The organism is Saprospira grandis str. Lewin (assembly GCF_000250635.1).
GTDB lineage: Bacteria > Bacteroidota > Bacteroidia > Chitinophagales > Saprospiraceae > Saprospira > Saprospira grandis.
This window is the reverse complement of record NC_016940.1, coordinates 2686663-2705179: the sequence shown is the minus strand read 5'-3', so window position 1 is coordinate 2705179 and position 18517 is coordinate 2686663. Positions and strand designations below refer to the sequence as shown.

The 18517-nt window shown below is 48.5% G+C and carries 11 protein-coding genes and 4 tRNA genes; 6 read left to right on the top strand and 9 right to left on the bottom strand.

All coding sequences use genetic code 11. From position 1 onward, the window contains the following. Positions 1–159: 159 nt before the first annotated feature. Positions 160–234: transfer RNA gene (locus SGRA_RS12070), tRNA-Val, on the bottom strand. 380 nt (positions 235–614) lie between these two features. On the opposite strand from SGRA_RS12070, the gene SGRA_RS12065 reads away from it, so the two are divergent. Beyond that, complete coding sequence (locus tag SGRA_RS12065; protein ID WP_015692989.1) at positions 615–3335, top strand: AsmA family protein; 2721 nt, start codon at positions 615–617, stop codon at positions 3333–3335. A gap of 222 nt (positions 3336–3557) precedes the next feature. Here the strand turns inward: SGRA_RS12065 and SGRA_RS12060 are convergent, their stop codons facing one another. Both SGRA_RS12060 and SGRA_RS12055 read right to left on the bottom strand, forming a co-directional pair. Beyond that, complete coding sequence (locus tag SGRA_RS12060; protein ID WP_081477823.1) at positions 3558–4280, bottom strand: M949_RS01915 family surface polysaccharide biosynthesis protein; 723 nt, start codon at positions 4278–4280, stop codon at positions 3558–3560. A 258-nt stretch (positions 4281–4538) separates the two neighbouring features. Continuing rightward, positions 4539–4838 carry an ArsR/SmtB family transcription factor gene (locus tag SGRA_RS12055; RefSeq protein ID WP_015692987.1) on the bottom strand — a complete coding sequence of 100 codons (300 nt, stop codon included), beginning with the start codon at positions 4836–4838 and terminating at the stop codon, positions 4539–4541. Positions 4839–5089: 251 nt separating this feature from the next. On the opposite strand from SGRA_RS12055, the gene SGRA_RS12050 reads away from it, so the two are divergent. From SGRA_RS12050 to SGRA_RS12035, 4 genes are all read left to right on the top strand, one after another. Next, the gene (locus SGRA_RS12050) at positions 5090–6607 is read left to right on the top strand and encodes a zinc-dependent metalloprotease (RefSeq protein ID WP_015692986.1); all 1518 of its coding nucleotides are present in this window, start codon (positions 5090–5092) and stop codon (positions 6605–6607) included. 335 nt (positions 6608–6942) lie between these two features. Continuing rightward, the gene (locus tag SGRA_RS12045) at positions 6943–7413 is read left to right on the top strand and encodes a hypothetical protein (protein ID WP_015692985.1); all 471 of its coding nucleotides are present in this window, start codon (positions 6943–6945) and stop codon (positions 7411–7413) included. A 237-nt stretch (positions 7414–7650) separates the two neighbouring features. After that, positions 7651–8391 carry a hypothetical protein gene (locus SGRA_RS12040; protein ID WP_015692983.1) on the top strand — a complete coding sequence of 247 codons (741 nt, stop codon included), beginning with the start codon at positions 7651–7653 and terminating at the stop codon, positions 8389–8391. Between the two features lie 64 nt (positions 8392–8455). Continuing rightward, positions 8456–10054 carry a hypothetical protein gene (locus SGRA_RS12035; RefSeq protein ID WP_015692982.1) on the top strand — a complete coding sequence of 533 codons (1599 nt, stop codon included), beginning with the start codon at positions 8456–8458 and terminating at the stop codon, positions 10052–10054. A 278-nt stretch (positions 10055–10332) separates the two neighbouring features. Here the strand turns inward: SGRA_RS12035 and SGRA_RS12025 are convergent, their stop codons facing one another. From SGRA_RS12025 to SGRA_RS12000, 6 genes are all read right to left on the bottom strand, one after another. Next, on the bottom strand, positions 10333–12612 hold the full coding sequence (locus SGRA_RS12025; protein ID WP_015692980.1) for an OmpA family protein: 2280 nt from the start codon (positions 12610–12612) through the stop codon (positions 10333–10335). 221 nt (positions 12613–12833) lie between these two features. Then, positions 12834–16076: a T9SS type B sorting domain-containing protein gene (locus SGRA_RS12020; RefSeq protein WP_245538551.1), complete on the bottom strand. Its 3243-nt coding sequence runs from the start codon at positions 16074–16076 to the stop codon at positions 12834–12836. A 189-nt stretch (positions 16077–16265) separates the two neighbouring features. Continuing rightward, positions 16266–16338 (bottom strand) — tRNA-Lys (locus tag SGRA_RS12015). 36 nt (positions 16339–16374) lie between these two features. Then, positions 16375–16447 (bottom strand) — tRNA-Lys (locus tag SGRA_RS12010). A gap of 33 nt (positions 16448–16480) precedes the next feature. Beyond that, positions 16481–16553: transfer RNA gene (locus SGRA_RS12005), tRNA-Lys, on the bottom strand. 108 nt (positions 16554–16661) lie between these two features. Beyond that, positions 16662–17270, bottom strand: coding sequence for a DUF4920 domain-containing protein (locus SGRA_RS12000; protein ID WP_148268343.1), 609 nt, complete (start codon positions 17268–17270; stop codon positions 16662–16664). Positions 17271–17598: 328 nt separating this feature from the next. Here SGRA_RS12000 and SGRA_RS11990 point away from each other — a divergent pair, with 328 nt between their 5' ends. Further along, a complete protein-coding gene (locus SGRA_RS11990; RefSeq protein WP_015692975.1) occupies positions 17599–18465 on the top strand; it encodes a diacylglycerol/lipid kinase family protein in 867 nt (288 codons plus the stop codon). The last annotated feature ends 52 nt before the right edge of the window (positions 18466–18517 follow it).

The window sequence follows — 18517 nt, the reverse complement described above, 5'->3', positions numbered from 1 at the left end:
CTATTATGGGGTTGAGGGACCTATCTCATAGAGTATAACCACCTCTATTTAGGTTTTGGCGACAAAAAAGGGGGAGCTTTAGGCAGGAAGAAAGAAGAATCAAGACAGATCTAGACACAAAAAAAAGAGTCACTGATAAAATCAGTAACTCTTTTGTAGTGGGCGAAGAGGGATTCGAACCCCCGACCCTCTGGGTGTAAACCAGATGCTCTGAACCAACTGAGCTATTCGCCCTTATTTTTGTGTTGCTTTCCGTTGAATGCGATGCAAATATACGGCAAGAATTTAAACTTCCAAACATTTTTCAAAAAAAGGGAGAAAAAAATGGCAAAAAAACCTAAAACTTGAGCCAAAGGCCCTTTTTACTGGCCTTCTTTGTATTTTCGGGCTGTATTTTTTATAAAAATTATTTTGTATTTCTGCATCTAGCAGGCGGCGAAGCCGCCGCAGGCTGAGGGATAGTAGGGGGTGGCCGCAGGCCAGACCGAGCTTTTTTGAGCAAAGCGAAAAAAAGCGCAGGGCCGAGCGAACAGCGAGCCCCCGCATAGCCAGACCCGCCCGCAGGGCGGGGCAGCCCCAAATACATCTTACTTCTCCCCAAAAAAGAAAGCGACATGAGTCCAAAGCCCAAAAACCAAAAACCCAAGAAGAAAAAAAGCCTAGCTTGGCGCATCTTATCGACCCTCTTCTTCTGGTCCCTAATGTTTACGATGATCGCCGTGATTGCCCTGATTGTTGTGGCCGCCTTTTATGAGGCCAAAATTGGGGGCTTGGTGGTTCAGGAACTACGCAAAAGCCTAAAAACGGAGCTTAAAGTAGAGCGAGCAGAACTCTCTCTGATTTGGGACTTCCCCAAGGCTTCGGTCAGTTTGAAAAACCTGGCCCTACATGATAATAGTGGCGATAGCAGTCGTTATTTGTTGCGGGCCGAAGACCTCTCCTTAAAATGTAGCATTTGGGGATTGCTGTCGGGACATTATCAATTTAACGCCATCAGTATATCTAATGCGGCCATTGATGTGCGGCAATATAAGGATGGGCAGACGAATTACGACATCTTTATTACGGAAGAAGAAGCCGAGGAAACGGGCCAAAGCAGCGACCTTAATCTTTCGATTAAGGATGCCAATTTTAAAAATGTTAAGCTGCGTTATTTGGACCAGATTATGGACCAAGATCTTAGCTTTTTGCTAGAGTCGGCCTTTTTTGCGGGCGATTTTAATCATGAGCGCTATATCCTGAAAAGCTTGGCCAATATCCAGATGAACTACCTAGAGATGGGCGGCGAGCGCTACCTAGAAAATAAAACCCTAGGCTATAATGCCAATATTCAGATTGACCATCTGACCCAAAGTTATAGCATCAAAGAGATGAAACTGCAGGCAGAGGGCAATGAGTTTTTGACCACAGGAGAGGTCGTTTTGCTGCCTAAAGGGAGCCGTTTGGACCTCAAGTTTGAGTCGGACAAAGCCAAATTGGGCGCCTTGCTTCAGTTGCTGCCCCCCAAGCTCCTCCCCTATTTAGGCGGCTTTGAGAGCAATGCCTATATGAGCTTTAAGGCCGAAACCAAGGGCCTTTTGGCCCCCAACAGCCTGCCCATGACCAAATTTAACTTTGGTTTGCGCAGGGGGAGAGTGAGCCACCCCAACATGAGCCAATCGCTCAAAAGTGTAAACTTTGATGTAGAATTTGAGAACCGAGGCGGTAGCTCCAATCAGGCCTTATTAGAACTCAAAAACTTTGAGGCCAGCTTGGGCGGACACCCTATTTCCTTGGCCCTAAGAGTAGAGGATTTAGACAACCCCCTGATTGATTTTAGTTTTGATGGCAAGCTACCCATTGACCTCATCAAAGGCTTTTTGGGCGAAGAAGTGAGCAAGGGCCAAGGCCTGCTCGCCATAGAAAATGTGGCCCTAAAGGGAAGGCTAAACGATATGCTCAACCCTCGCTACATCCAAAAAGTCAACTTGGGCGGAGCCCTTCGTTTTGATAATGTAGGTATTGTTCGCTATGGCGTACCGCTGAGCATTCCCGAGGGAAGTCTGGCTCTTAACAATAATGTGTTCTCGGTCAATAAACTACAATTCAAAAGCCGCAAATCTGATATTCTGCTGCAGGGGAATTTCCAGAATATTTTGCCCGTTCTCTTTGCCGACTCTAGCAACTCTAAGCAGGCAGAGCTAGGCTTTAAGGCCAGTTGGGCCTCCGAAAAACTGGATATTGATGAGCTGATGTTAGCCGCATTGGGCCCTCAAAGCCAGGAGCCTTTGCCTACAGATTCTATAGCAGCGGATTCGGTTCGGGCCGAGAAAAACGAGCAGCGGATGTTTGTCTCTAACTTCCTTTACGGTAGCTTTAAGCTGCATATTCAGCAGCTCAATTATGGAGAATTTGAATTTAAGAACATCGATGGCGAGCTCGCCTTTCAGAACAACAAAATGGACCTCAAAGGGCTTTCTCTAGAGGGCTTTCAGGGCAAAATGCGCCTAGATGCCCGCTACACCTTTGATTTGGCGCCCAAGTTGTTGGCCTTTGCCGAATTGGAAAAGATCGACATCAATCAGTTTTTTGACCAAATGGATAACTTTGGGCAAACCACCCTAGAGGCTCGGCACCTGCGTGGCCGCTTGAGCAGCTTGGTCAAAGTAAATGCCTTTTGGGATGAGCAAGGCCATTTTATGGACAATGAGCTCTCGGTTTTGGCCGATGCTAGCCTAGAAGATGGCGAAATCATTGGCTTTGAAATGTTGGAGGACTTTAGTCAGTATATTAAAGTCAAGGACCTAAAACACATCCGATTTAATCGGGTCGAAAACCAGTTCCGCATAGCCAACCGCAAGCTCTATATTCCCGCCATGTTCATTCAGAGCAATGCCATGAATATCACGCTTTCGGGCAGCCATAGTTTTGACCAAGATATGGACTACCGCTTCAAGATCAATGTGGGCCAAATTTTGGCCAACCGCTTCAAGCGCTACAACAAGGATATGGAGCCTTTGCCCGCCCGCAAAAAGGGCCTTTTCAATGTTTATGCGCGCATGTATGGCAACCTCTACGATGAAGAATATCAATACCAAATGGGCCGCAAAAAGGTGAAAAAACTCATGGAGGCCGATATGAAGGAAGAAACCTTGGCCCTCAACAACAGCCTAAAAGCAGAGTTTATGGGCAGCGAATTTGCGGCCCGTGGCGGCAGCGCCCCCTCTGGCAGCAACTTCCAACGAAAGGTCAAAACCTTAGAAGAACCCGACGAATGGGCCGATATTCCAGAATATAAAGGCGGTAGTGGCGGCAGCATCGAGGAAGAAGAAGAGCCTGAATATATTGAGTGGTAATTTTTTGGGGCTGCCCCGCCAGTAGGCGGGTCGGGCTGTCCGCAGCTCGCTGCTCGCTCGGCCCTGCGCGGGCTGCGCCCGCTAGGTCTGCCGCCTGCGGCGGCCCTGCTCTCATCCCTCAGCCGCGGGCCTGCGGCCCTTTGCGGCGGCTTCGCCGCCTGCTAGCGGCATAAAAAAGCGCCCATGCTCCTTAGAGCATGGGCGCTTTAGCTTTGGGCCAGACTAATAGGCCTTTACCTTATCCGAAAAAGAGTTAAAGATATCGCTGGCGTAGTTAAATATTTTTTCTTCTGCCTTAAAGTTATCGCTAGGCTTAAACTCTCCGCCTAGGCCTTCCACCTTATTGTTTCCGGCCAATTGATAATAATTTTGGCCCTCAAAAACGTGTAGGTCTAGATTAGTGGGACTTACATCGCTCACACAATCGAGTTGGCTAAAGCAGTAGATTTCGGCCTCGCCATCCTTATCTTCGTCGGCAATTTGGAAACCTGCATTAGGAAACTTGCTGACTAGGTCAAAGTTGCAATTTTCCATATCGTAATGCTTAATATTTTGGCGTTTGGCTTCTTTGCCATCCCAGAAATAATAGCCTAGGCTCATATAGTGACGGCCTTCAGAAAAATATTGGTTGCGAAGCAAATAGTAAGTGCCCTTAATATCCTTTACCTCTGTGGCTTCTTCTAGGTCGGGGCCATGTACCATCCGACCATCGAAGGGGAGTTTTTTGGCGGGCACTGCCGTCATAGTAATTTCAAAGGGGCCAGAGGCGGCTTCTGCAAAAGCTTCTTCCTCGCTCATGGGCTCCTCTTCGGTTTCTTTTTGGGCCTCTTCTTTGGGGGTTTCTTTTTGGGCCGTTTGCTCATCTGTTTGGGGAGCAGATTGGTTTTGGCAAGCGCTGCCCATCAGCAAAAAGGCGAGGGCCAAGGGGATAAATAGTTTTCTCATGTTTTCTATAGTAATTAGTGGAGATAAATAGCGTAAATAAGCGCAAAGCCGGCCGCTCTGGCTGAGGGGCTGTAGCAGGGCCGCCGAAGGCGGCAGACCAAAGCGGCGCAGCCGCTGCAGGGCCGAGCAGACCTGCGAGCTGCGCAATGGCCCGACCCGAAGGCCGCAGGCCGAAGGGGCAGCCCCAAAATAAAAAAGCTTTACCTCCAAAAGATAAAGCAAAAGACCGAGGTCCAAAAGAAAGTCATTAAAAAAAGCCTAAAAACAGCGCTCTACATAAGCAAGCACCTGGGCCACTTCCTCATCTTTGATGGCATAAAAATGTTTGTTACCTTCGGGACGGACCACAAGCACCCCTTTATTTTTGAGAATGCCCAGATGATGAGAAACCACCGCCTGCTCAATATTGAGGATACCATGAATATCCTTCACGGGCAATTCCCCTTTCTCTTTTAGGAGGTCGACAATAGCCAGACGAAGAGGGTGGGCAAGGGCGCGAAGGGCCGCGGCAGCGGCTTCTAGGGTCGCAATGCTTAATCTAGCTTCTAACTGACTCATAAGGTAATGGTTTAATTTGAGGTATACGATTTAAACAAAGTTAATCAAAAAAGTAGAAGGTCCTAAAAAATTAGCTATATAAATATAGTCCTTTTTATATGTAGTTACAAGCGTCCTAAAGTTCAAAATATAATTCCATAAATTAGCTATTAACAACTATTTTGCTTGCCTTTGCCGTATATAATCCAACAAAAGCGCCCAAAAAGTACTTTTAGTACTAGGGCTGCCCTCAATCATTAAAACCAACAGCTATGCGATTTTTATATCTTTCTTTTTTATGCTCGCTCCTTGGGCTGGGGCAACTACTGGCCCAGGAGGCGCCCTGTGGGCTATCTTTGGCCGATGGAGCCGCCATTAAGGCCCAAATGATGGAAAACCGCCGCAACATCAACTTGGCCCAGATTAGCAGACAAAATACCACTTATATTCCTTTGAGTCTGCATTTGGTAGGCAATGAGGCGGGACAAGGCTTTGCCTCGGGCAGTAAGGCGGTAGAAATGCTTTGCAAACTCAATAGCGACTTTGCCGACCAAAATATTTTCTTCTACCTCAATGGTCCAGTTCGCTTTATTTATGATGATGTGATTTATGATGATGCCTATAATAATACGGGCCAAGTTAGAATGAGCAGTTATAAGGTCCCCAATAGCCTCAATGTTTTTGTGAGTGCCAATGTGAGCCGCTCGGTGGCGGGTTATTATACGCCTTCTCGCGACTTTGTTTTTATTCAAAATAGCTACGCCAATGGCAGTTCGACCACCATTACGCATGAGCTGGGCCACTTTTTTACCTTGCCACATACCTTTTTTGGTTGGGAGGGCGTAGATGCCCGGGCACAATATAGTGGCAGCCCTGCCCCCATACTTATCAATGGGCGTTTGGTCGAAAATGTAGACCGAGGAATTGGGGCCAATTGCGCCAATGCCGCCGATGGCTTTTGCGATACCGAAGCCGATTATATTTCGGAGCGTTTTAGCTGCCCTGTTTCTACGAGTTTACAAGATCCCACAGGAGCTCCACTACAAATCAATAGCGACTACTTTATGTCTTATTCTAGCGATAATTGCCAAAACACTTTTTCGCAGGAACAAAAGAACGCTATGCTGGCCGATATGGCCAACCGCAACTGGACCAATTTTCCAGCGCCCAGCAATATGGATAGCCTAGACGGTAGCCAACTCCAAGGCATTAGCCCCATCAACAATGATTTCGCCCAGGAGGTCAATGGGCAAATTCGCCTAGAATGGGATGCCTCTACAGCGCCCAATGCCAACCAATGGGTCATTACGGTAGAGCGCATTTTTAACAATATTCCCTTGGGGCAGGTCTATACGGGCAGCGTGATGAATCAGAATTTTGCCTTTATTCCTAGCTCGGCCTTAGGGAGTAATCGTCAGTTTCGCTGGACCGTCAAGCCCCTGCAACCAGCCTATACTTGTGCCCCCAGTTCGCCCCCCTTCTATTTTCAGACGGGCACAATTAGCAGTAGCCATAGTTTGGCTGATTTGGCCCAAAATGAGTTGCAGATTTTCCCCAACCCAGTCCAAGATGCCGCCCTACAGCTTCGGCTGACGGCCTTGGCCAATAGCTCGGCCCAACTGGCTATTTATGGTTTAGATGGTCGCATCATTTGGGAGAAACAGAACTTGGCCCTAATCGCTGGCGAGCAAGATTTCCGCCTAGCAATTCCAGCACTAGCCGCTGGCCAATATTTTATCCTGATCCGTAGCGACAAACAAGTTTGGAGACAGGCCTTTATTAAGCAGTAGGCTATTTTTTTGGGGCTGCCCCTTCCGCCGGCTTGAAAGCCAGCGCAAAGCGGTATCGCTTTGCGAAGCTATACAAAATGAGGGTTAAAACCCTCATGAGTTTTCGGGCGGGTCGGGCTGTCCGCAGCTCGCTGCTCGCTCGGCCCTGCGCGGGCTGCGCCCGCTAGGTCTGCCGCCTGCGGCGGCCCTGCTCTCATCCCTCAGCCTGCGGCCCTTCGGGCCTGTAGGACGCAAAATGGGGCTAGCTGACAAATTGGCCGCCCATTGGGAACTGGAATTATCTTTGACGGCTTTTAACTAAGTTCAACATCATCCCCTTAGACACCATATAGTATATGTTCGGAAATTTCAAACGCTGGTTAGGCTTCTCGGAAGTCAAGATGCGCATATCGGCCCTAGAGGTCTACCCTATAGATGTAAATACCATTAATGCAGAGCTTCTTTTTTCGGCCAAGGGTGCCGCTAGTATTGAGGCCATTCGTATTCGCCTGATTGAGCGCTATGAGCGTGGGCGGGGCGACAACAAACAGATTGATGAATACATTTTGGGCGAAAAGCTCATAGAGGAGCCCTTACATTTAGAGAATGGGCAAGACTTCAGTTTGTTTTTCAAGCTTCCCTTTCAGTTTCAGCTTTCTAATATGGATCGTTTGGAGCGATCTAATGTTTTGGGCAAGAGTTTGGCGGGTTTTGCCAAAAGCCTCAAATCGGCAAAATCTACGTATAGAATTGAGGCCGTGGCTCAGCTACAAAACCAAGAAGGCCAACTTTGGGAGGAATGTAAAATTCGTTTTCAGGGAAAATAAGGCTTTGCATTTTCAGCAAAAAGGCCCAACTTTATAGAGGTTGGGCCTTTTTGCGTTTAGACGGGCGGCCTTTAGGCCGTTTTTGGCGAGCTCATCTGCGGGCCCAGCGCTGCGGAGGGGTGGCCGAAGGCCAGACCAAAGCCGCCTGCGGCGGCTGCAGGGCCGAGCAGACCTGCGAGCCCCGCAGCATAGCGGCGGCCAGCTTGCTGGCCGCGGGCCCCTAAAAAATAAAAAACTATGTATCCACTTCTTCTCTTTTTAACGGTATTGACCCTAGCGGTTTTGTTTTTAGCTTGGCGATTATTGCAGTCGCCCAAGCTGCCCCAACAAGAAGAAAATGAGGAGCCTGTTAATAGCCAGCAGCAGTTGGGCCAGCGCCTTCGGCATGCCCTATATTGGGCCGAGCGGCATGAGCAGCAGGCCAAAGAGGAGCTAGAAAGCGGCTATCAGCAGCAAAAAGAGCTCTTAGAAAAGCTTGGGCGGCCCAGCTATGTCAAGCTGCCCAGCAAGGCCCTCTTTTTCTGTTTGCGCCCCATAGAAGAGGGCCAAAACATCTATTATTATCAAAGAGATTTGCAAGAAAATCGGGAGGATTACTTAGAGGAAAGCCATCGAATTTTGCAAGAATTTGAGCAAGAGCGGGAGGTATTAGTACAGCAAATTGGGCTTTTTCGGGAGTTGCAGCAATCGCATCGAGAAAACTTGCAGCGTTTGGAGGCCCTTAAAAAAGGGGACCAAAGTTGGGCTCAGCTCGAGCGGCATCGGCAGTATTTGGCCCAACAAAAAGCGCAGGATAAAAAAGAAGAGGCCGCCATTTTGCAGCAATATCGCCTAGCGCTCATTGCCGAAGAACTGGCCTTTCAGGAAGACTGCCAACAGGCCTATGAAGAACTCCTTCAGGAAGATCGGCTGGCCTTAGGGCCTGAAATTGAGCAGTTGCGGGCCAAGGTAGAGCAGCAAGATCCTGACCGTGGCTAGGCTTTTGCATAAAGAGAAGAAAAAAACTAACTTAACGCTCAGAACGCTAAATCTACAGATAAGTATGAGAACTATTTGCATCTTTCTTCTCGCCCTTATGGGCTCGCCCTTAGTCTGGGCTGGCAGCCCCGATAATTCCGATGGCTCCATTCAAAAAATTTTACTCCTCAGTGAGCAACAAAAGTACCTGATCAAGCAAAGTGCCAAGGCCTTTATGGGCCTAGCCAACAGCCCCAAGGTGGTGGATTACTACCTACAGATTGACTCTTCGCTCTTGGTGTTTGAGGAAAATCTAGTGGAACTAGAAGAGTTTAGTGAGTCGCCTATTCTTAAGCCCGCACTGACCGATCTAAAAAATAATTGGAAGGAGTACAGCCTGGTCGTCAGTCGAGAAATTGGCCCAAAGACCTGCTCCAAACTGCTCAAATTGGAGCGCAAAACCTATGAGTCGGCAGAGGCCTATCGCTTTGCGCTCAGTGGGTATATTGCTCAGATTTACCCCAATATTGCCCGCAACCTCAAAGAATCTTACGGCCTGAGCAGCCGGGCCTATGCCCAAGCTATTTTTGCCGAAAGCTATATGTTTTATCAATATGCTAGTCGCTTGGACCTGCCCGAAAAGCGCAGTTTGGAGCGCAGCCTAAAAAAGGTAGAAGAACAAACCCTAGCCAATTTCGACATCCTCCTCAATAGCAAGGTCAATACCGCAAGCACCAAAGAACAACTCCAAAACATTAAAGGAAAATGGCTAGTATTGAGTAAGGAATTTGAAAACTACAGCCCCAAAAAGCGCAGCTATATGACTAGCTTGGCCAGTAGCTCCGACCAAAGCAGTCAGGCGCTTTGTCGGCTCGCTAGCGAATACAGCCAGTTGGTCGAGGTCCTATCGGTGAGCCATTTGGTGGCCATGGTGAGCCGCCACCGCGCCCAAAACAAAGAAATGGCGCGCACCTACCTACTTGCGGCCTTTGATTTGGAGCGTGACCGCAGTGTCCGTCAATCGCTAGATGAGCTCATCTCGGAATTTGAGGGTCGCAATCGCCGTTTGGTGGTATTTGCCCCCACCAAGGCCGCTCGCCGGTCGGCAGAAACCATTGGTCGTTTCTGGAAAAACTACAAAAAGGCCCTAAAAAAGAACTACACCGAGGAGGGCCTCTTCAAACTCATTGAGCAAAGTCATATTATCATGGCGGCCTGCGACCGCATGGCAGAAGACCTAGAAAATTATGCTGGCCAGCTCCCCCTCTACCCCAAAGAGCAGAAAGAATTGCCCAAAGAAGAGCGCATCATTCACTTGCTCAATATTGTGGGGCATCAAACTACCGACATTCAGCGGCTCTTGATTTATCGGGTGCAAACGGCCAAAAATCAGGGCGGAAGCATTTCGCTGCGCCGCTATGAGGATACCGTAAAGGAGTTTGAGCAAACCTTGCAGCAGCTACAAACTTTTGAGGACAACACCCCCGCCATTGTGGAGGGCCTACATAAGTTAGAAACCCTTTGGACCCAGCTCAAAAATGATTATTTGGGGGCCCAAACCCTAGAAAAAGAGGAGCTGCTTAGCTGTATCGAGCAAATTGATTTATTGGCTAGCGAGTTAGAGCAACTGAGCATTCTTTATGAAAACATGGTCAATACTTTGGTCCAATATAGTTTAAAATAATCCGTTTTGCCCTTCTATTTTGAAGGGCTTTTTTTTGGGGCTGCCCCAGCCTTCGGCTGGGTCGGGCCATTCCGCAGCTCGCAGGTCTGCTCGGCCCTGCAGGCTTTTTCGCTGCGCTACAAAAGCCTTGGGTCTGCCGCCTTCGGCGGCCCTGCTACAGCCCCTCAGCCGCGTCGCTGCGCTCCTTTGCGGCGGCAAAGCCGCCTGTAGGGCCCTAAAAAAAGGGGAGAAACAGCAATAAGCTGTTTCTCCCCTTTTCCTTGGACCAATAACGGTCATTATTTATTTTGGCGAATCACTCTAAACTCTGTTCGGCGGTTTTCGCCATGCTGAGCTTCATCACAGCTACTAAAATCATCGCAACCATTGAGTAGTTGGCTTTCGCCTAAGCCCAAATAGCTCAAACGGGCCTCAGAGATGCCCTTTTCAATCAGGTAATCGGCTACTGATTTTGCTCTGCGAGCAGAGAGCTCCAAATTATAATTGGCATCTCCACGAGAATCGGTATGCGAGCGAATCTCTACTACCAAATCGGGATTATTGACCATAATATCGAGCAATTGTTGCAGCCCCGTAGAGCGTTCTAGGTTGATGCGATCTTGATCGTAATCATAATAAATTGCATCAATTTGGTAGACCTGTTCTCCTTCAAAGCCATCGGGGTTTCCGCCACCAAAGCTACCCTCTTGTCCATTTGGATTATTGGGATCCTCTAGCTTGAAGAGTTCGGGCAGGGCCACATTCGCATTAAAGGTAGTATCCTCATCAATATTGAGGGTACTAAACTTATTGGTGCTAGTAAAATAGCCTTCTTTGCTAGCCTTGATTACATACTGGCAATTGGCCAAGGCCTTTAGGCTATAATTACCTTCGGCATCGGTGCTGCCTTTGGTTGTTCCTTTTTGGCAGTTGCTTAGGAGTTCTACCTGCGCATTGGCTAGGGGTTCTCCGGTTTTGTCATCCAGGACTTGGCCCTCTACTTTAATTTCCAGTTTTTTGGCCACCGTGGGCACCTGAATAAAGAGGCGGGCTCCCATAGCGTAGCCTTCTGTAGAAATAGTTACTGACGTATCGCCAAAGGCAGGAGAAAAGACCTCAAAGGTACAGCTTCTATTGAGCGGCAATTGGAGTTGGACCTTTCCATCTACATCGGTTAGATACTCTTTACGAGGAAAGCAATCAGAAGTTAGGCTCACCTCATCTACCCCCCTACCTGTCAACTTATCAAAAACGAGTAGTTCTGTATTGACGGCTAACTTAGTAAAGAAGAAAATATCGGTAGCGCCCACTGCGCTATCTCGGTTAGAAGAGAAATAGCCAGAGATTCCGGAGCTATCATCTTGCATATAGGCAAAATCATCGAAGCGGCTATTGATGGGAGAACCTAGATTTTCTAGGGGTCTCCATCGGCCCTTATAAGCCTTAGAAGAATAAACATCGAGTCCACCGAGGCCCGTATGTCCATCAGAGGCAAAATAAAGCGTTCCGTCAGCGGCAAGCCAGGGGAAGACCTCATCGCCTTCGGTGTTAATTTCGGGGCCGAGGTTAATGGGTTCGCTCCAGCCGCTACCTTCTAGATAAGAAACGTAGAGGTCCATACGACCAAAGCCTCCGGGCATATCTGAGGCGAAGTACATTTTATCGCCTTCTGCATTGAGAGTGGGGTGGGCCACAGAATAAGACTTGCGGGCAAAATCGACGCGGCGGCCTTTTTTCTCCCAGCCTGTATTGGTCATTTTAGTACTCATAATTTGAGTTTGGACAATACCGGCCCCATCTCGTTCTACCTTTCCTTTTTGGAAATAATTTCGGGTAAAGTACATGGTGGTTCCATCGGGAGAGAAAGCCACGGGCCCATCATGATAGCGAGTATCTACAATCTTATCGAAGGGGCGAGATTTGCCATACTTATAAGCCTTAGTTTCCTCATCGACGAGGCGGCGATCGCAATAATAGACATCGACAAAGGGGCGGCCGGTCCAGGCGGACTGAAAAAATAGCGGAGCGGCTCCGGTATCTCTTTCGGCGCAATAGACAATCCCCTTACGGTGTGTATTGAGGCCAAACTCATCGTATTTGGTGTTAATTTCTCGAACATTTCGGACGATATAGAGGGCTCCACTATTATTGAGCAGCGTTCTTAAGCTATCGTCGCAGGCCTCAATGAGTTGGGGGCCACGGAGATCGCCGGGGGCGAGTTCTCTAAACTTCTCGAAGCTCACCCGGGCCTCTTGGGGCCGATTATTAGACAATTGAGAGAGGCCCAAATAAAAATAGAGCTCGGCATTGGCTTCGGGGTGGAGGACTGCTTTGGCGTACCAGCGTTCGGCCTTTTGGTAATCGCCGATACGGCGGTAGCAATCGGGAAGATTGAAGAGGGCCTCGGGCTCTGTTTTCTTGGCCAAAATCTTTTCGTAGAGTTCGATGGCCTTTCTAAAGTTCAGTTGTTGGTAGAACTTATTGGCCTTAGTCAGCTTGGCAGATTGTGCCTCTAGGCCTGTGCTGGCTAGCGCTAGGCAGAAAAAGGCTAAACAAAGGCGGGATAAGATGGATGTCATATTAGAAAAAGCTTTTGAAAGCGTAAAGGGTCGATAATATAAAAATCTGCTCCTTTTGCGGTTTTGCAGGCGGCGAAGCCGCCGCAGGCTTAGGGATGGACAGCAGTGGCCCGCAGGGCCAGACCGAAGCGCTTTAGCGCTGAAGGGCCGAGCGAAGAGCGAGCTGCGAAACAGCCCGACCCGCCCGCAGGGCGGGGAAGCCCCTCTAAAAGAGCCCTCATCTAGCGATTGATCCGAATCCATTGGCGGCCTAAAAGAACGCCATCGGTTCCGTAAACAATCAGGTAATAATCGCCATCGGGTAGGTCATTTCCTTGGAAAGTACCGTTCCAGTCATTTTGGTAATCCTCTTGGCGGAAAACCTCATTGCCCCAGCGGTTATAGACCACCACCTCATTGCCGGGGAAATTCTGAATGGTTTCGATGACCATAAAGTCGTTTACTCCGTCATTGTTGGGAGAGAAGCCGTCATAAATCGTGAAAGGGCTACAGGGGATATCGATATAAACCGTAGCGGTATCGGCGCCCCAAGGATTGAAAATCACATAATCGAAGGCATCATCTCCGCAGAAGCCGGGATTAAGGGTATAAGTAAAAGAGCAATCGTTCTGGTTGATTTGGCCCAGGTTGGGTTGGCTGAGGGCAGCCACCGTATAATTGGCGGTATTGAAGCTATCATTGAGACAAACATCAATAGTAGCCGTATTTTGGCCAAAAATCAGCTCTAGGGTATCATCTTGAGCGATGGGGGCGGGAAGTGCCACCTCCACAAAAAGGTAAGAAGTATCGCAAGCGCCGTTATTGGAACATACCAAGAAGCAGCCGAGATCGCTTCCTAGGCTATCGCCGATATAAGTCACGCAGGCGGTTTGTTGGTCAATAATAAAGTTCACGGCTCCAGAAGAAGCATTGGCGCAGAAATTATAGACCGTATCTAAAGAAGGCACCTCCGTGGTATCTAGGCAGAAAGTAAACTGCTCACCGACCAAAATGGTATCTTCAAATTGTTCGGTAGTGGCACAATACAAATTTACTAAAGCGGCATCGCTACAGTTGAGCGGGCCATTCACCACCAAATTATAAGTTCCTTGAGCGGGAAAGCTAAGGACCGTTCCTTGAGCGTACTGAGGTTGGACCGTAGGGCCTACATTAGAAACCGTTCCGGAAGGAATACAGCTAATATTGAGATTATTGTAATTGGTCGTTGAAGTCGTATTGGTCCCGATAATAACCGAGCTATCCGCATTGATGCTCCAGAAGGTATTTCCGTCATTGATATTCATAAAGTTGACCACGCCCAAAAGGCCAGCCACCGTATCGGGGCCGTAGAAAACGCCATTGGCGGTCCAGCTCACCTCAAAAGCGCCAGAGCAGTTAGGGACCAAAATCACGGGATACTGGATGCGGGTCACTTCATTACAAGCGGCAAAACCGCCGGTATAGGGTTGGCCATTGAGCGTAAAGCTATAATCGCCAGACTGCACGCTATCCAAAGGAATATTGCTAATACAAGTCTCGAGAACAGAGCAATCGGTGAGTTGGCTCGTGATCGTATCGGGTAAAAGGTCGCGACAGTTCGGCTCCAAGTTATTAAAGATATAGACCATCGTATCGCAAACGCCATTATTATCGCAAAGCTCCACACAAACTGTATCGGCTCGAATGCCAGAGTTTTGTTGAGGGGCGGCGGGGGTATAAGAAGCGCAGCCCGTAGTAGGATCTACGCTAATTCCGCCTACGGTTTGCAAATCGCAACCGAGATTATTGACCGAAGCCAGGGTTCCAGCAAACTGAATATTGATAGGGCAGGTATCGACTACTGCAGAGCCAGCCGCCACATCAATAATAGCCGTATCGGGCTGAGGGGCTAGGGTAAAGATATAAATAGTGGTATCACAAAAACCGTTATTATCACAAACCTCCCAGCAGAGGGTATCCTGTCCAGCGGTATTGTTTCCGATATAATCGAAGCAAGCCGTATTGGCGTTAATATTGGCTACCGCACCAAAGTTAAGTGGCGAGCAGCCTAGGTTATTTACCGTTTGCAAATTGCCGGGCAATTGGGTAGTATCCATACAATAGGTTCCGCTTTGGTTCACATAAACCATAGGGCGAACAGTATCTACAGAAGAGCAAGCCAAAAGCTCGATATTATTTTGTTGAATCTGGCAGCCTTGGGCATCGGTTAGCGTAAGGCTATAGTTGCCGGGCGCTACACTAGAGAGGTCCTCTGTAGTGGCACCATTAGACCAAAGAAAAGTATAAGGCGAGTTGGCCCCAGTTACAGTCAAATCAATATCGCCAGCTACACAGGCGGGATTGGCCGTTTGTACCTCTAGGGTCCAGTAGTTAGGCGTTCTAATTTCTACAGGCAGAAAAGATTGGCAGCCCCCAGTTTGCAAGCGAACCTCATAGCGGCCAGCGGGCAAGTTAGTTTGTGGCGTATTTCCGACCAATTGGCCAGAGCTCAATTCATAAACTTCACAAGTTGGGCAACTTCCGTTATCATCAATAACTCCAGCATTGGCCCCTGCACAGTTGTTTGCCGTAATTGTAAAGTTGGCGGGATTGAGTGTAGTTGCTCCAGCCTCATCGAGGACCAAAGTATCAAAACCGCTACAGCCATTCACATCAATCACCTCGATAGTATAAACGCCTGCGGTCAGGTTGACAAAAGTATTTGGACCAAATTGCTGCCCAATAAAGGTTCCGTTCAAGTAATAATCAAAGGGCACGCTACCCGTAGTGGGCGTAGTGGTAAAAGAACCATTGGTTCCGCCCCCGCAGGCAGGGTTGACATCTACTGCGCTACCCAGCAAAATACCTCCATTTGTAGGGACCTCTAGGCGGAAAGCCGAGCTACAGCCATTGGCATCTACCAAAATGAAGCTATACTCTCCAGCAGTCAATTGATTAAGCGTATCTAGGTTGTTCAAGTTGGTTAAAGTAGCCGATTGTGGACCGCTATAGTTTAAAGAAAAAGGCGCTTGGCCCGTAAAGCTAAACGCAATTTCTCCTGTGTTTACCGAAGTATTACAGTCATCAGCCTGAATGACCGCCGTTTGGCTAGGCCCATCCTGATGACTAATGCTAAAGGGAATAATTTGCCGGCAAGCCGCCCCATCGCTAACCGTAAGCTGATAGTTGCCCGCCGCCAAAGAAGAAATGGCCGAGGTAGTTCCCCCATTAGACCATTGATAACTAATTGGCGCCTGTCCGCCAGTAACAATAACGCTAGCTTCGCCATTAGACTGCCCACAACTCGCATCACTCAAGAGCAAGCTTTCAATTTGTAAATCACATTGGGCAGAAAGTTGATGACTAAAGATACTGCTCCAGCAAAAACTAACCGTAAGCGCTGCTATAATAGCCGATTTGCTGATAAATTGTAGAGGTAAATGCATGCTCAAAAAACGAGTTATTGAAGGTATATTCTGATGGCTAAAATTAAGTAAGTTTTTCATAAAACACTAAAGAAGTCTTTTAAGAATTCCCCCGCTCAAGCCAAAGCCCAGCTTTCTGCGCTAGGCCCGCCCAAAGATAAAGCTTTTGAAGCGAAAAAAAGCGGTGCAAAATTTTAAGGGCTGAAATTGAGGCAAATAGTCTAAAATAGACATAAAAAAAACCGCCTCCAAAATTGGAAGCGGTTTGCGTGATTTCGCCGGGGTTCGAACCCGGGACCCTTTGATTAAAAGTCAAATGCTCTACCAGCTGAGCTACGAAATCAACCTAAAAGGCTAAACTCTATATAAATTTTTCTTGTGATTTCGCCGGGGTTCGAACCCGGGACCCTTTGATTAAAAGTCAAATGCTCTACCAGCTGAGCTACGAAATCAATCCAGATATTTAGCCTTTATATTGTATGTTGTGATCCCGCCGGGGTTCGAACCCGGGACCCTTTGATTAAAAGTCAAATGCTCTACCAGCTGAGCTACGGAATCAATCCAAATCTTAAAGTTAAAAACAAAGTGTTTTCCTCCCTAAGCGGTTGCAAAAATAGGCAAGAATTTCTTTTGACCAAAATATTTTAGCCCTTTTTTCAAAAAAACTTACTTTTTCAACATCACGCCCTTGGCAATGAGGTTAAATTCACTCCGTCCTTCTGTGATTTTTGCCGCCTCTTCTTCGCTCTGCCCATCGGCCTGAGCTTGGGCTTGTAGCTCCTCTGCCGAAATGTCTACTCTAAAGGCAGGTCCCTCAGCCACAATGGTTTGCCCCATAAATTCTTTGGGCAAAGCCTTATGCTCCGCGGTGCTCACAATCAATTCTTGGCCCTCGGCCGTCTTGAGCGTAAACCAACAACCCGACATTTTACACATCTCCACAATTTCTCCCTCCACTTTAATATTTTCTACACCCGGCGACTCTTGGCCCTCGCCCCAAGCAATCATCCCCAAGTCCTCCAGCTGCAAAGCCGCAACAACTTCTGCCGCCGTTTTGGCCCCTTCTCCATCAATTTTTTCTAGCCCATAATGCAGGCCCTCTTCCGTCAAAGGCTCGGGCGCAGCCCCATGCCCCTCATGATGCCCATGCTGCTCCTCTGCAGAAGCGGCTGCCGTTTCTTCCTGCGCAGCCTCCTGAGGGGCCGCTTCGTTTTGGCAAGCGCCAAATCCCAAGACCAAAAATAGGCTGACAATAAATGTGACTGACTTAAACATAGTAGATTGCTTTTTATTTCGACCCCAAAAATAAGCATTTTCCAGCAGCCAGCTGTATCCTTTGGCCTTTTGTCCCTTTTTGTTATAGTTTTTTCCTGCCAGAATTAGCCTCGCCCAAAACAACCTCCTCTCCTTTTTTATGTTTATCTTTTAATTGATTTTTTTGGGGCCTCAGCTGCGCTGCGCTTGCTGCGCTACGTTTCGCAGCTCGCAGGTCTGCTCGGCCCTTCACCGCTTTCAGCGGCTCGGTCTGGCCTGACGGCCACTGCTGCACATCGCTAGGCCAAGCCCGCCCCTGGCCCAATTTTCCACCCAAAGCCGCTCTCTTATGAAATGGTACATCTTACGCAACCCCAAAGCCCGCCAAGCTACTGCGCTAAGGCTTTGGCCCAAAATAGAGCGGCAAATTAAGGCCAGCGGCCAAGCCTATGAGGGCCAAGATGTCCGCAACCGCCAAGAAATGTTGCAGCAAATACAACTCTACCTCAAAGAAGGGGGCCAAAATTTTCTGGTTTTAGGTGGCGATGGTAGCCTCAACGCCGCTGCCAACGCCCTTTTAGGGCAGTCTTTTCGAGCCGTAGAGGAGCTCTGTCTGGCCCATTTGCCGCTGGGTTGGGGCAACCACTATGCCGCCCCAAGGAGCAAACGCCGCCCCTGGAAAGGGCTGGCCCAAGGCATGCGCAACCCCAAAATGAGCTACCAAGATGTAGGCCTGCTGAGCTGGAAAAGGGGAGAAAAAACCTATCAACGCTATTTTGTTCATTTGGTGCAGATGGGCTGGCTGGCCCAATATTATCAAGGCTTGCAAAAAAGAGCCCCCAAAAATATTCGCCTACTGACCAAATGGCAATTTTTTCAAAGCTGGAAGCAGCAAAGCCAAATTGGCCCAACAGAAATTGCCCTCAATGGCCAAAAGCAAGCCCTAGCCCCCTTCTTTAACTTTGCCGTGGGCCTGCAAAAAGACAAAGAAAGCTTTAGCTGGAAGAGCCAAGAGAAAAAAGCCCATCTGGGCCAACTGCTCTTCCCGCAGGCCCTATTAAATGGCCCAAAAACCAGCCCCCAATCCATTCAAGATATTCAACTTGAATTGCCTAGCCATTGGCCAATTAGCATTGATGGGGACCCCATTATTCGCTCGGCCAGCTCCCTGCATTTTCAGTTGCTGCCCAAACAACTCAGGCTGCTGCAGTTTTAGGTCCTACAGGCGGCAAAGCCGCCGCAAAGGAGCGCAGCGACGCGGCTGAGGG

What these genes read in the sequence shown, in the direction of transcription:
- SGRA_RS12065 (WP_015692989.1), top strand. Translation starts at nt 615, where the DNA reads ATGAGTCCAAAGCCCAAAAACCAAAAACCCAAGAAGAAAAAAAGCCTA.
- SGRA_RS12060 (WP_081477823.1), bottom strand. Translation starts at nt 4,280, where the DNA reads ATGAGAAAACTATTTATCCCCTTGGCCCTCGCCTTTTTGCTGATGGGC.
- SGRA_RS12055 (WP_015692987.1), bottom strand. Translation starts at nt 4,838, where the DNA reads ATGAGTCAGTTAGAAGCTAGATTAAGCATTGCGACCCTAGAAGCCGCT.
- SGRA_RS12050 (WP_015692986.1), top strand. Translation starts at nt 5,090, where the DNA reads ATGCGATTTTTATATCTTTCTTTTTTATGCTCGCTCCTTGGGCTGGGG.
- SGRA_RS12045 (WP_015692985.1), top strand. Translation starts at nt 6,943, where the DNA reads ATGTTCGGAAATTTCAAACGCTGGTTAGGCTTCTCGGAAGTCAAGATG.
- SGRA_RS12040 (WP_015692983.1), top strand. Translation starts at nt 7,651, where the DNA reads ATGTATCCACTTCTTCTCTTTTTAACGGTATTGACCCTAGCGGTTTTG.
- SGRA_RS12035 (WP_015692982.1), top strand. Translation starts at nt 8,456, where the DNA reads ATGAGAACTATTTGCATCTTTCTTCTCGCCCTTATGGGCTCGCCCTTA.
- SGRA_RS12025 (WP_015692980.1), bottom strand. Translation starts at nt 12,612, where the DNA reads ATGACATCCATCTTATCCCGCCTTTGTTTAGCCTTTTTCTGCCTAGCG.
- SGRA_RS12020 (WP_245538551.1), bottom strand. Translation starts at nt 16,076, where the DNA reads ATGAAAAACTTACTTAATTTTAGCCATCAGAATATACCTTCAATAACT.
- SGRA_RS12000 (WP_148268343.1), bottom strand. Translation starts at nt 17,270, where the DNA reads ATGTTTAAGTCAGTCACATTTATTGTCAGCCTATTTTTGGTCTTGGGA.
- SGRA_RS11990 (WP_015692975.1), top strand. Translation starts at nt 17,599, where the DNA reads ATGAAATGGTACATCTTACGCAACCCCAAAGCCCGCCAAGCTACTGCG.